Annotated in this window: 14 protein-coding genes and 1 other RNA gene; 9 read left to right on the top strand and 6 right to left on the bottom strand. The window is 65.1% G+C overall.

The features are described from left to right. The 3 genes from VIG90_RS09675 to folK form a co-directional block, all read right to left on the bottom strand. A partial coding sequence (locus tag VIG90_RS09675; protein WP_331593297.1) for an ACT domain-containing protein occupies positions 1–341 on the bottom strand: 341 nt, incomplete at its 3' end. Positions 342–471: 130 nt separating this feature from the next. Next, positions 472–1,158 carry a fumarylacetoacetate hydrolase family protein gene (locus tag VIG90_RS09680; RefSeq protein ID WP_331593299.1) on the bottom strand — a complete coding sequence of 229 codons (687 nt, stop codon included), beginning with the start codon at positions 1,156–1,158 and terminating at the stop codon, positions 472–474. Between the two features lie 37 nt (positions 1,159–1,195). Next, on the bottom strand, positions 1,196–1,825 hold the full coding sequence (folK, locus tag VIG90_RS09685) for a 2-amino-4-hydroxy-6-hydroxymethyldihydropteridine diphosphokinase (RefSeq protein ID WP_331593300.1): 630 nt from the start codon (positions 1,823–1,825) through the stop codon (positions 1,196–1,198). Between the two features lie 27 nt (positions 1,826–1,852). On the opposite strand from folK, the gene VIG90_RS09690 reads away from it, so the two are divergent. The 3 genes from VIG90_RS09690 to VIG90_RS09700 all read left to right on the top strand — a co-directional run bounded on the left by VIG90_RS09690 (position 1,853) and on the right by VIG90_RS09700 (position 4,236). After that, positions 1,853–2,506: a uracil-DNA glycosylase gene (locus VIG90_RS09690; protein WP_331593301.1), complete on the top strand. Its 654-nt coding sequence runs from the start codon at positions 1,853–1,855 to the stop codon at positions 2,504–2,506. Positions 2,507–2,756: 250 nt separating this feature from the next. After that, on the top strand, positions 2,757–3,665 hold the full coding sequence (locus tag VIG90_RS09695; RefSeq protein ID WP_331593302.1) for a THxN family PEP-CTERM protein: 909 nt from the start codon (positions 2,757–2,759) through the stop codon (positions 3,663–3,665). A 157-nt stretch (positions 3,666–3,822) separates the two neighbouring features. Continuing rightward, on the top strand, positions 3,823–4,236 hold the full coding sequence (locus VIG90_RS09700) for a hypothetical protein (protein ID WP_331593303.1): 414 nt from the start codon (positions 3,823–3,825) through the stop codon (positions 4,234–4,236). A gap of 31 nt (positions 4,237–4,267) precedes the next feature. Here VIG90_RS09700 and VIG90_RS09705 read toward each other — a convergent pair whose 3' ends face one another. After that, positions 4,268–5,092, bottom strand: a complete 825-nt coding sequence (locus tag VIG90_RS09705) for an RluA family pseudouridine synthase (RefSeq protein WP_331593304.1) — start codon at positions 5,090–5,092, stop codon at positions 4,268–4,270. On the opposite strand from VIG90_RS09705, the gene rimO reads away from it, so the two are divergent. The 4 genes from rimO (at position 5,091) to VIG90_RS09725 (ending at position 9,344) form a co-directional block, all read left to right on the top strand. Next, complete coding sequence (gene rimO, locus VIG90_RS09710; protein ID WP_331593305.1) at positions 5,091–6,437, top strand: 30S ribosomal protein S12 methylthiotransferase RimO; 1,347 nt, start codon at positions 5,091–5,093, stop codon at positions 6,435–6,437. The two genes, VIG90_RS09705 and rimO, sit on opposite strands and share 2 nt — an antisense overlap. 30 nt (positions 6,438–6,467) lie before the next feature. Continuing rightward, positions 6,468–7,883 (top strand): leucyl aminopeptidase family protein, encoded by a 1,416-nt coding sequence (locus tag VIG90_RS09715; protein ID WP_331593306.1) that lies wholly within the window; start codon positions 6,468–6,470, stop codon positions 7,881–7,883. 146 nt (positions 7,884–8,029) lie between these two features. Further along, entirely contained in the window at positions 8,030–8,437 is a 408-nt protein-coding gene (locus tag VIG90_RS09720) for a MarR family winged helix-turn-helix transcriptional regulator (protein ID WP_331593307.1), read from the top strand. Then, positions 8,430–9,344 carry a C40 family peptidase gene (locus tag VIG90_RS09725; protein ID WP_331593308.1) on the top strand — a complete coding sequence of 305 codons (915 nt, stop codon included), beginning with the start codon at positions 8,430–8,432 and terminating at the stop codon, positions 9,342–9,344. The genes VIG90_RS09720 and VIG90_RS09725 overlap by 8 nt, the downstream gene beginning before the upstream one ends. Before the next feature lie 118 nt (positions 9,345–9,462). Here VIG90_RS09725 and VIG90_RS09730 read toward each other — a convergent pair whose 3' ends face one another. Next, positions 9,463–10,128, bottom strand: a complete 666-nt coding sequence (locus VIG90_RS09730) for a cytochrome c family protein (RefSeq protein WP_331593309.1) — start codon at positions 10,126–10,128, stop codon at positions 9,463–9,465. 167 nt (positions 10,129–10,295) lie between these two features. Here VIG90_RS09730 and VIG90_RS09735 point away from each other — a divergent pair, with 167 nt between their 5' ends. Next, positions 10,296–11,228 carry a prephenate dehydratase gene (locus VIG90_RS09735; protein WP_331593310.1) on the top strand — a complete coding sequence of 311 codons (933 nt, stop codon included), beginning with the start codon at positions 10,296–10,298 and terminating at the stop codon, positions 11,226–11,228. A 76-nt stretch (positions 11,229–11,304) separates the two neighbouring features. On the opposite strand, the gene nudC is transcribed toward VIG90_RS09735, so the two are convergent. After that, positions 11,305–12,249 (bottom strand): NAD(+) diphosphatase, encoded by a 945-nt coding sequence (nudC, locus tag VIG90_RS09740; protein ID WP_331593311.1) that lies wholly within the window; start codon positions 12,247–12,249, stop codon positions 11,305–11,307. A 101-nt stretch (positions 12,250–12,350) separates the two neighbouring features. Between nudC and ffs the strand changes: the two genes are divergently transcribed. Then, an RNA gene (gene ffs / locus VIG90_RS09745) (signal recognition particle sRNA small type) lies at positions 12,351–12,446 on the top strand. Positions 12,447–12,452 lie beyond the last annotated feature (6 nt).

The following is a 12,452-nucleotide window of genomic DNA, read 5'->3' on the forward strand; positions in this document are numbered from 1 at the left end:
GGCAACTCGCCCGAGCGCCAGCGATACAGCAGGTCGGCAAGGCAGTGATCGAACTTCGAGACGAGGATCATGACCCGCCGCCGCTCGGCCCGGTCGCGCATGGTCCAGACCATGCCGAACGGATCGGCCACGCTGGCGAAGCCCGCCTTCAGCGCATCGAGCGCGACCGTATCACTGACCGGGTTGAACAGCACCCGCATGAAGAACCGGTTGCTTTCCAGTTCATCAAATTGCTGGGCGTCCAGAATGTTGCACTGGTTCTCGAACAGATAGGTTGCCACTGCCGCAACGATGCCGGGGCGGTTCGGGCAAGACAGGGTAAGCGCGAATTCCTTATGCATGGGGCAAGACTTAGCATCCCGCGCCCGTAAGGAAAGTCTATTCTGGCGGCCCAGAATGCCGCAGGGCCGCGCCTTCCATCAAGCGAGGCCCTGCCCGTTCCAGGTCAAACGATGCCGTGCTTGCTGCGGATCAAACGATCCGGTGGCGCAGCACGTCCAGCCCGTCCACGCCGCACTCAATGGCATCGCCCGGCTTCACGGGGCCGACGCCTGCAGGCGTGCCGGTGAAGATGAGATCGCCCGCCTTCAGTTCGTACAGGGTGGAAAGCTCGGCAACGACTTCCGGCACGGTCCAGATCATGGCGGCAAGGTCGCCATCCTGCCGGGTCTCGCCGTTCACGGTCAGCCAGATGCGCCCCTGCCGCAGGTGGCCCACCTCATCGACGCGGTGAAGGGCCGACATGGGGGCGGAGAAGTCGAAGCCCTTGGCGGTGTCCCACGGGCGGCCGTCTTTCTTGGCGAGCGATTGCAGGTCGCGCCGGGTCAGGTCGTTGCCGACGGCGTAGCCATAGATGTGGCTCTCGGCGTCCTCGACCGCGATGTTGCGCCCGTCCTTGCCGATGGCGATGACCAGCTCCACCTCGTGGTGCAGGTTGTTGGTGCGCGGCGGATAGGGCACATCGCAACCGTTTTCCACCAGCGCGTCGGCGGGCTTGGAGAAGAAGAACGGCGGCTCGCGGTCGGGGTCATAGCCCATCTCGCGGGCGTGTTCGGCGTAGTTGCGGGCGACGCAGTAAATGCGGCGCACCGGAAAGCGCGCCTCAGAGCCCGCCAGCGCAGCAGACGGCTGTTCCCCCAGATCGAACACATACCGCATCGGACAACTCCCCTGTTACAGGCCCATGTTTACAGCTTTATGCCGCCGCTGCGGCCGCAGGCCCCTTCGCGCTTTTCTCTTTGCGCGGCAGCGGCACCACGTCAACCGGCGGAACGAGACCGGCAAGGCTTGCTACATCAATGCCGCTGGCTTCGGTTGCGCGGATGGATTTGGCATCGCCCACCCGCGCCGCCATCTGGCGCACGGTCAGCCCTAAAACCGGGTGCCGCCAGTCTGGCGCAACATCGGCCAGCGGGCGCAGCACGAAGGCGCGCTTGTGGGCGCAGCGGTGCGGCACGGCAAGGCCGTGGCCGTGCTGCCAGCCCATGCGGCCGGGCACGATCTTGTTGCCGTAGCCGATGATGTCGAGATCGAGCACGCGCGGACCCCACTGGATCTTGCCCTTGGGGCCGAAGCGGCGCTCAATGCGCTTCAGCAGCGCCAGCAGCCGCTCGGGCGACAGGCCGGTGCGCGCGACGACGGCGGCATTGACGAACGCGGGCTGGGGCGGCCCCAGCGGCGCGGTGTGATACAGGCGCGAGACCGCCTCAACCGGAACACGGGCTTCGGCCAGGGCGCGCACGGCCTCGCGCACCACGTCGGCCGGGGAGCCATGGCGGGGGTGGCGGCGGTTCGAGCCGATCGCGATGAGAACAGTTGTCTCCATGACCAACGCCCCCTATTCCACTCTGCCATGACCGACAAGCTCAACCTCACCGAACCGTCGCACGATTGCCCCCTTTGCCCGCGTCTGGCGGAATTTCGGGCCCTCAACCGCCAGCGGATCCCCAACGGCTTTAACGGACCGGTGCCCGGCTGGGGCGATCGGAACGCTCAGGTGCTGATCGTTGGCCTCGCGCCGGGACTGCACGGCTCGAACACCACCGGCCGCCCCTTCACGGGTGATTACGCGGGCGACCTGCTGTTCGGCACCTTGCTGAAATATGGACTGGCCGAGGGCGAGTACCTGAAGCGCCCCGACGACAGCCTGCAGCTGAAGAACGCGTTCATTGCAAGCGCCGTGCGCTGCGTGCCGCCCGAGAACAAGCCGCTGCCCGCGGAAGTTCACACCTGCCGCCCGTTCCTTGAGAACGAGATCAAGCAGCTGCCCAACCTCAAGGCGATGCTGGCGCTGGGCACCATTGCGCATCAGTCCGCCATCAAGGCGGCAGGCGGCAAGCTGCCCAAGTACAAGTTCGCCCATGGCGCGGTCCACAAGCTGCCCTCAGGCGTGCTGCTGTTCGACAGCTACCACTGCTCCCGTTACAACACCAACACCGGCCTGCTCACCACCGAGATGTTCGAAGCGGTGGTGGAGAACATCGTCAAGCACCTGCCTGCGGCCTGACCCGGCCCGCGCCTTTATGCGCCCGGGGTGCGGGCAGATTGCCCTGCCCGCCCCGTCGCGCCCCCCCGGAAAGTTGTCGGAAGATTTTACATTAACCAAATCCCCGCCAAACTCGTTAACGATCTTTAACGTTGTCATTCCGCCAGAAAAACAACTTGGCACGGTTCCTGCTTTAATTCGGGTGAACACGGGCCACACGGCCCGGACCGGCAAACAGTATGAAGCCCGGCGGCTTGAAGTGGGGGTTTAAATGTCCAAGTTGAAGTCAATCGTTTCCGCAGTTGCTTTCGGCACTGTTGTGTCCGCGGCCTCTCTGGCCAACGCGGCTCTGATCACCGAATGGTCCTTCAATGTGACCAATACTTGGAATCAGGGCGCCACCACCTGGGAAGGCAGCGGCAGCAATCCGAGCAACGCATTCCGGTCGAACCAGAACCGCTTGCCGAACAATCAGGATCCGGCCGCGTCCTACAATCTGATCCAGTGGGGCTCGGGCAGCACCAAGAGCTTCCTGGCGGCTGACAGCAGCTACACCCAGTCGAGCCTGAAGACCGATGACGTGAACGGCGCGCGCGGCGCCAGCTACTACCACGGCAACTACGAGGTCACCGGCAAGACGCTGGCAAGCACCCAGCTGCAGACCTCGATCACCATCAACTCGGTGAACCCGGCCGGCACCACCATTCCCATCACCCGCACCTTCGACATCGAGTTCCGGGAGACCCCGAACGACGAAACCCGGTGGGTTTGGATCATCCCCGGCGTCTGGGGCTATAACGACACCGCTGACATCGCCACGGCAAATTGCGAAGGCTATGCGCAGTGGGGCAGCCAGGCCACCGGCAACATCAAGTCGTGCCCGGACCGCTTCGCGCTCGACACCTCGGCCCTGAGCTTCACCCAGGAAATCGACGATTACCTCTACACCTTCACCGTCGCTTTCGACCGCCTGTCCAACGTGCTGGCCGTCACCGAGAATGGCGACAACACCAACATCTGGACTCGCGAAAACACGATGAGCACGCTGACCAGCAGCATCTACGTCACGGCGCAGCAGATCCTGCCGCCGCCGTCGGAAGTGCCGGAGCCGGGCACCGTCGCCCTGCTGGGTCTCGGCCTCGCCGGTGTCGGCTTCGGCATGCGCCGTCGCCGCAAGTAACGGGCCGCCGCAAGTAACGGATTGTCATCCGGCCTGTCTGCATGAAAGGGGCGTCCATTCAGACGCCCCTTTTCTTGCTCGAATTTTGCATCACACGGCAGCCGCGCCCTGAGATGCTGCCCCACGTCGTTCGGTCAAATCATCTTACGGATCCGCCATGCACACTCGCTTTAAATTGTTTCTTGTGGCCGCAGGCCTCTCCCTTGCTGGCACAGCGCCTGCTGCTGCAGCCGAAGGCGGCCAGAAGCAACTCATATGCAGCGCCTACGGCAAGATGGGCGGCGCTGTTGCCGACTTCATTCTGCCGCTGACCTTCAAGCAGATGCTGGACATGCAGCACGGGCGCAACAATCAACTGGTGGTCCAACTCACCCAGAAACTTCTTGGCGGTCTGACCGGCGCAGAAATTCAGGCCCTCGGCAGCATCAAGGCAGAATCGCGTGATGACTTTATAAATTCGGTCAACCAGATGGCACTCAACCTGCTGCAATCAGGCAAGGCAGGCAACACGGCAGAGGTTGCTACCCAGCTGGCCGAGCACTGCCGGACCAAACTCATCACGGAACAATAGCTGACTCAGAAGGCGGAGCAGCGCCAGCTTCTCAGGCGTCCGACATATCCTCGGCCTGCTCCTCATCCCCTGCCCAGCCGCAGGCCTTCAGCGCGTCGGCCATGCCGGGCGGTGGCGGCGCGGTCACGGTGACCGGCTTGGAGGCCTCGCTCAGCTTCAGGGACACCTCCCGGGCGTGCAGCATCATGGAGGCGCCGGAGGTTAGACCGTCGCCATACTGCAGGTCGCCCGCGATCGGGTGGCCGAGCGTGGCGCAGTGCACCCGAAGCTGGTGGGTGCGACCGGTCTCCGGGACCAGCTCCAGCCAGGAGCGGCGCTGGCTCTTGCCCAGAACCCGGTAATGGGTCACGGCGGTCTCGCCGTCGGCGGCGGCAATCATGCGCCAGCCCGCCTCCTTGCTGGAGATCTTGCGCAACGGGGCCTCGATGGTGCCCTCGTTAGCGGGCAGATGCCCTTCCACCACGGCCCAGTACGTCTTCTTCACCGCCTTCTCGGCGAACAGCAGGCCAAGCTGGCGGATCGCCTTGGGATGGCGTCCCAGCACGAGGCAGCCGCTGGTGTCCCGGTCCAGCCGGTGGGCGGGCTGGGGCAGGCGCTGGAACCCGAAGGTGAGCAGCGGCAGCCAGTCCTCAAGGCTGTAGGGCGTTTTGGGGCCGCGATGCACCGCCAGCCCGGCCGGCTTGTTCAGCACGATAAGGTGGGCATCTATATACAGAACGCGGCTTTCCACGTCGTCCAGCGTCGCTCCGCCGCGACCCTCTGGCGCGCGATTGCCAACGCGGTTATAGGGACGCCCAGATTGTTGCCCTTTACGGCGCGTATTGCCGCGCCCTGCCCGGTTTAAGGCTTTTTGCATGTCCGCCACACCCAAGTCTCTTCCGACACCGCCAAAGGTCGGTCTCGTCTCTCTAGGCTGTCCGAAGGCTCTGGTCGACTCCGAACGGATTCTGACCAAGCTGCGCTCGGACGGTTATCAGATCAGCCCTGACTACGACGGCGCGGACGTGGTGCTGGTGAACACCTGCGGCTTCCTCGACAGCGCCAAGGAAGAATCGCTCGAAGCCATCGGCGAGGCCATTTCCGAGAACGGCAAGGTCATCGTGACCGGCTGTCTCGGCAAGGAGGCCGACCTGATCCGCGAGCGCTTCCCGGACGTGCTGGCCATCACCGGCCCGCAGCAGTACGAGGACGTGGTCGGCGCGGTGCACAACGTCGTCTCCCCGTCGCTGGGCAAGTACGTGGACCTGGTGCCCGAACAGGGCATCAAGCTGACCCCGCGTCACTACAGCTATCTGAAGATCTCCGAGGGCTGCAATCACCGCTGCACCTTCTGCATCATCCCGTCCATCCGCGGCGATCTGGCGTCGCGCCCGGTCAACGCCGTGCTGCGCGAGGCGGAAAAGCTGGTCGCCGCCGGCTCGAAGGAGCTCTTGGTCATCAGCCAGGACACTTCGGCCTACGGCCTTGACCTGCGCCATGCCACCGCGCCGTGGAAGGGCCGCGAGGTGCGCGCGCACATGACCGACCTTGCCCGCGAACTGGGCGAGCTGGGCGCATGGGTGCGTCTGCACTACGTCTACCCCTACCCGCACGTGGACGAGGTGATCCCGCTGATGGCGGAGGGCAAGATCCTTCCCTATCTCGACATTCCGTTCCAGCACGCTTCGCCTGCCGTGCTGAAGAACATGCGCCGCCCGGCCAACACCGACAAGGTGCTGGACCGCATCAAGCGCTGGCGCGACATCTGCCCGGACATCACGCTGCGCTCCACCTTCATTGTCGGCTTCCCCGGCGAGACGGAAGACGACGTGAAGTACCTGCTCGACTGGCTGTCCGAAGCCCAGTTAGATCGCATCGGCTGCTTCAAGTACGAGGCGGTTGAAGGCGCGACCGCCAATGAACTGGCGGGCGCGGTGCCGGAAGAGGTTAAGCAGGAGCGCTGGGAGCGCTTCATGGCGCACCAGCAGGCCATTTCCGCCGCCAAGCTGGAGGCCAAGATCGGGCGCACGATCGACGTCATCATCGACGAAGCCGACGATGAAGGCGGTGCTTCGGGCCGCTCCAAGGCCGACGCGCCGGACATCGACGGGCAAGTACATTTGCGCGATGCACAGCAATATACTGTCGGAGACATCGTTTCGGTTCTGGTAGAAGATGCCGACGAATACGATCTCTACGGCGTTCCCGTAACGGCACTGTAAATCGCGTCACCGCCCGGCATGGCTCAGAACGTGACGGGCGCAAGAGAGGAGGAAGCGATCGTGTTTCAGGATCTGGTCGTTACCGACAGCCCCCACGAAGCAATCCCCCTCTGGGTGGTGGACGACGCGGGCTTTGCCGCCTGGACGCAGGAGCACGGCACCGCCGCCGCGCGCTGGCTGGAGACGAGCGGTTTCAAGCCGAAACCCGGCGAGCTGACGCTGCTCCCCGGCACCGACGGGGCACCGGCCGGCGCGGTGCTCGGCGTGAAGCGGGCCGACGCGCTCGGCCCGTGGGATCTGGCACCCGCTGCCGCCAAGCTTCCCGCCGGGCACTACCGGCTCGAAGCGGCAGCCGAGACTATCGGCCAGTCGCTCCTCGGCTGGATGCTCGCTCACTACCGGTTCGACCGCTACAAGTCCGACGCCAGGCCGCTCGAGCCGCGCGTTCTCATGGCCCCGGCAGGCGCCCCGCTTGAGGAAAGCCTGCGGCTGGCACAGGCCGTCGCGCTGGTGCGCGATCTGGTGAACACGCCCGCCAGCGACATGGGGCCGGAAGCGCTGGCGAACGCCGTGCGTGACACCGTGCAGCCCTATGGCGCCAGCGTGCGCACGATCGTGGGTGATGATCTGATCGCGGCCAACTTTCCCGCCGTTCATGCGGTCGGCCGGGCGTCCGCGCAGGCCCCGCGCCTCATCGACGTGACGTGGGGGGACGAGACCCACCCCAGGCTGACCCTGGTGGGCAAGGGCGTGACCTTCGATACCGGCGGGCTCGACATCAAGCCGTCCTCCGCCATGCTGCTGATGAAGAAGGACATGGGCGGCGCGGCCCACGCGCTGGCGCTGGCCCGGCTGGTGATGGAGGCCAAGCTGCCCGTGCGGCTGCGCCTGCTCATCCCGGCGGTGGAGAACGCCGTCTCCGGCAATGCCTTCCGCCCCGGTGACGTGCTCGCCACCCGAAAGGGCCTCTCGGTCGAGGTCGGCAACACGGACGCCGAGGGCCGCCTCATCCTGTGCGATGCCCTGGCGCTCGCCTGCGAGGACGAGCCGGACCTGCTGCTGGATTTCGCCACGCTCACCGGCGCGGCCCGCGTGGCGCTGGGGCCGGAGCTACCCGCTCTGTTCACGCCGGACGACGATCTGGCGGCGGATCTGGCCCGCCACGCCGCCGCCGTGGCCGACCCGCTGTGGCGGCTGCCGCTGTGGGAGCCTTACCGCGACATGCTGAATTCCACCGTTGCGGACATCAACAATGCAGGCGAAGGCGGCTTTGCAGGCGCCATCACCGCCGCGCTTTTCCTGCAACGCTTCGTTACTTCCTCGATCTCCTGGGCCCACTTCGATGTGTACGCCTGGTCACCGCAAAACCGCCCGGCTCGACCAAAAGGCGGCGAAGCGATGATCCTGCGCGCATGCTACGCGTTGTTAGCGTCACGATACGCCTGACGTTTCAGGCAGACGGCTGTTTTCCGCGCTTTTTTGCGAGTCTTTTTTCAAATCGGCATGGAGCCGAATTGAGCCGACGACGTTTTGTTAAAGGACTTTAACGGAATCTGCCCCGTGCCCGAGGGCAGGCTTGGAGGGAGATGCTCATGGCCCCTAACTATGAAAGCGACGAAGCGATGATGGCGCCGCTTCGGGAGTGGATGCACACGTTGATCAGCTTTGTGCAGTCTGACCAGCCCGACCTGACCAACCGCCAGATGGCGATTCTGTTGATCGTCTATCTGATGGATGGTCCGCACACGGTGCGCGGCCTCGCCGCCCGGCTGAAGGTTTCCAAGCCCGTGGTCACCCGCGCGCTCAACACCTTGGGGGCGATCGGCTATGTCCGCCGCCAGAAGGACGAGTCCGACCTGCGAAATATATTTGTTGAAAGAACCGAGCAGGGTCAGGCATTCCTACGGGAATATGCCGAACGGATCACAAACTCGCGCACCCACGCCAACCAGCCAAGGGAAGCCGCTGCCGGACAGTCGTTCCGGCCAACCCTTGAATAGACTGGCGAGCGTTACCCACCGCAGTGGCTCCATCGATCTGCGGGTCGTCGCATGGCGGCCTGATCTGGCCGACATGCAGGTCTATGGCCGGCTGGCGGCGCACAGCTACGTGGAGCCTGCGCCGTCGGTCTGCCGCGTGCCTGTCACCGGCGTGCGCAGCGCCCCCGATCCTGCCGCCGAGCAGGTCTCCCAGCTGCTGCTGGGCGAGACGTTTCATCTGCTTGAGATCGGCGAGGTCTGGGCCTGGGGCTATTGCGCGCATGATCGCTACGTCGGCTATGTAGAAGCCGCGAGCCTTGTCGAGACCCCCGCCGGCACTTGCGCCGAGCTGGTGCCGACGCACTGGGTTTCGGCCCCGCAGGGCCTCGTCTTTTCCGCGCCCAGCATCAAGACGGCGCTGCGGCTGACCGTGCCCATGGGCGCGCGGCTCCGCCTTGCCGAGCATGACGATAAATTCCTCGCCCTCCCTGACGATGCTCTGTGTCCAGGCGGCGGCTTCATTCATCGCCGCCACGTGACGCCCGTAGGCGACTGGGCTACCGATCCGGCGCTGGTGGCCGAGAGCCTCCTGGGCACGCCCTACCTGTGGGGCGGCCGCAGCCGCGCCGGCATCGATTGCTCCGGCCTCGTCCAGGTCTCCCTCATGGCCTGCGGCATCAGCGCCCCGCGTGACAGCGACCAACAGCAGGCGCTCGGCGAGCCTGTGCCGGAGGCGGCGTGGGCCAGCCTGAAGCGGGGCGACATCGTCTTCTTCCCCGGTCACGTCGGCATCATGGCGGATCAGACCCGTCTCATTCACGCCAATGCCTACTGGATGAGCACCGTCGTCGAACCACTGGCCGATGTGGTGGAGCGGCTGCGTCCGCAAACCGATACCCCGGTTCTTTGCGTGCGCCGCCTCACTTGAGGCATTCGCCTCAGCATCAGCGCAAACGAAAAAGGCAGCCTGACCACGGGGTCAGACTGCCTTTTTCTTGTTCTGTGCGCTTGCCGCGCCGCCGTAGCGGCGCGTCACGCGTTCCAGCTTAGCCGGCCGTCGGAGCCGGAGCTGCTGCACCGTCCGCCGGAGCGGCTTCGGCGGCAGCGGCGCCTTCGGCACCCTCTGCAGCGCCCTCACCCTCGGCAGCAGCCGGAGCTTCTTCCTTCACCGGAACCGGCGGCAGCGCAATCGGGCTGTCGCTGTTCTGGTTCAGGTAGGCCATCAGGTTGGCGCGCTCTTCACCCTTGCCCAGACCGGCGAACGACATCTTGTTGCCCGGAATGGCGGCACGCGGGTTGGCCAGCCATGCATCCATGGCTTCCCAGGTCCAGGTTTCACCAGCCTTCGACTTCATGGCGTCGGAGTAGTTGAAACCCGCGATGTGCGCGTGCTTGCCACCCATCACGCCGTAAAGGTTCGGACCGGTCTTGTTGGCGCCGCCCTTTTCCACGGTGTGGCAGGTTGCGCACTTCTTGAAGACCGTCGCGCCCTTCTCGGCCGATGCCGTCTGCAGCAGCTCGGCGATCGACGGACCCTGCTCGACGGCAGCGCCGCCTTCGGAAGCTTCCGCTTCGACGCCCTCGATCGCATAGGCACGCTCTTCCGGCACGTGCGGCTTGTAAACTTCACCGGTTACGATGATGACAACCAGAATGCTGATGGCAGCCAGCAGGCCCCCAGCTGCGTACTTATTCCACTCAAAACCGTCCACGCTTGTCCTCCAGCGGACCCCCAAATTCGGCGCGCACCATAGTTGCGGCTTTAGCCATAGGCAAGGCGCAAGTCGTCGCAACCTCTGCCGTTGGCATTAATCTGGGGAAATCTGCACAAATCCGCACCTTGACGCCCCATTGGCTGCTCTTCATAACCCGGATTGCTATGCAAATTTACCCCGCACCCGCGCGTGAACTTGTCGCACGCATGACCAATGAGGCCGAAGCACGGCCCCAGAACGCCGTCGCCTTCCAGGGCGCACCAGGCGCCTACTCCCATCTGGCCACCAAGCAGGTGTTTCCGGATGGGCTGGCCCTGCCCTGCTTTTCGTTTGATGAAGCGTTCGAGGCGGTGGAGAGCGGCCGGGCCGACCGGGCGGTCATCCCCATCGAGAACAGCTACGCCGGCCGGGTTGCGGAGATTCACTTCCTGCTGCCCGCCTCGAACCTGCACATCGTGGGCGAGCACTTCCTGCGCGTGCGCCACAGCCTGCTGGCACTGAAGGGCACCAGCCTTGCGGACATCCGCCGCGCGGCCAGCCACCCGCAGGCACTGAGCCAGACTCGAAAGTGGTGTTCCGAGCGCGGCATCAACCAGGTGCCTTATGCGGACACCGCAGGCGCCGCCGCGCTGGTGTGCGAACGCCAGGAGCGCGACCTTGCCGCCGTCGCCAGCAGCTTCGCCGGTCAGATCTACGGCCTCGACATCCTCAAGGAGGGCATCGAGGACGTAGAGCACAACACCACCCGCTTCGTGGTGCTGGCCCGCGAGCCGGTGAAGCCGGACGCCGCCTCGGGCCCGCTGATGACGACCATCTTCTTTGAAGTGCGCAACGTGCCCGCCGCCCTGTTCAAGGCGCTGGGCGGCTTTGCCACCAACGGCGTCAACATCACCAAGCTGGAAAGCTACCAGCAGCAGGGCACCTTCACCGCGTCTGAATTTTTTGCAGACTTCGAAGGCTCGCCGGATGACCCGGCCGTGCAACTGGCGCTGGAAGAACTGGAGTTCCACTCCAAGCGGCTGCGCATCTTCGGCACCTACCCGCAGGCCCTCACCCGCCTGCACCCGGACGCGCTGGAAGATACCGCCAACGCCTGAAACCGGCCCGCCAATACGAATGGGAATGCAGAGGGTCCGAGACCCTCTGCAAAAACCTTCTAAAACAATAACACCCTCAGTCCCCCAGCGCTGCCCATGTCTCCAGCAGGTGCCGGGCGATGGCGATGCGTGGCGGGCAGGTGAACGGCCCCTCGCCCTTCAGGGATGCCCGCACTTCTGCGCGCGTGAACCAGCGGGCGTCTTCCAGCTCGGTTTCATCGATTCGAATATCGCGGGAAAGTGCCTCGGCAAAGCAGCCGACCATGAGGTTGGAGGGAAACGGCCACGGCTGGCTGGCAACGTAGCGCACACGCCCGGTGCGGATGCCTGCCTCTTCCCACACCTCCCGGCGCACCGCCTCTTCCAGCGATTCTCCTGGCTCGGCGAATCCCGCCAGCGCGGAGTACATGCCCGGCCCGAACTGGGGCTGACGGCCGACGAGACAGCTGTCGCCATCCACCACCAGCATGATCGCAACCGGATCGACCCGGGGGAAGTGCTCCGCCGCGCAGCCCTCCGCCATGCAGCGTCGCCCGTAGCCGCCCTTGTCGATGGCGCTGGGCGTGCCGCACTTTGAGCAGAAATGGTGGGTGCTGTGCCACGCCAGGAGGGAGCGAGCCTGCCCCAGCACCGCCATGCGGGCATCCTTCATTTTCATGGCGGCGGCACGGGCTTCCCACACCTCGGCCTGCGGCGCTTCCGGCAACCGCGCGTCCGCCTTCAGGTTCACGGCGAAATGCGGCGTCTCCGCCTCGTCCAGCCCGAGAAACACCCAGTCGTCCTGCTCGCTCATCAGGGGCACGGCATCGGCCCCGGCGAACCACAGCAGGTCCGGCTGCTCGTTCTCCACCCGCACAACGGGCTTCAGGTCCTGCAACAGCATCCAGCGCACATCGGGCCGCTGACGCATCTCGGCAATCCATGCGGGATCGCGGCGCAGGTTGTCGGTGCGGTCGAGCCAGCCTCCGGTGAAGCCAAGAGCGGCTTCGGGCAGCGGTGCGGTGAACGGGTCAGCAGACATATTACGGAGAATCCCCCTTGTTTGGCCCGCAGAGTGCCCTTTGGTGCGAAATTTGTGCAAGCACCTGTTGCGCTCGGCGGAAATTCGTGGATAACGGGGGCTGGGAGTCGGGGCGGGCAGGCCGCTCGCCAACCCGGTCAGGTCCGGAAGGAAGCAGCCGTAACGATTCCGGTCTGGGTCGTTCCCGGCTCCCACCCAAAACC

The sequence above is a fragment of the Pedomonas sp. genome (genome assembly GCF_036515995.1).
Classification (GTDB): Bacteria; Pseudomonadota; Alphaproteobacteria; order Sphingomonadales; family Sphingomonadaceae; genus Pedomonas.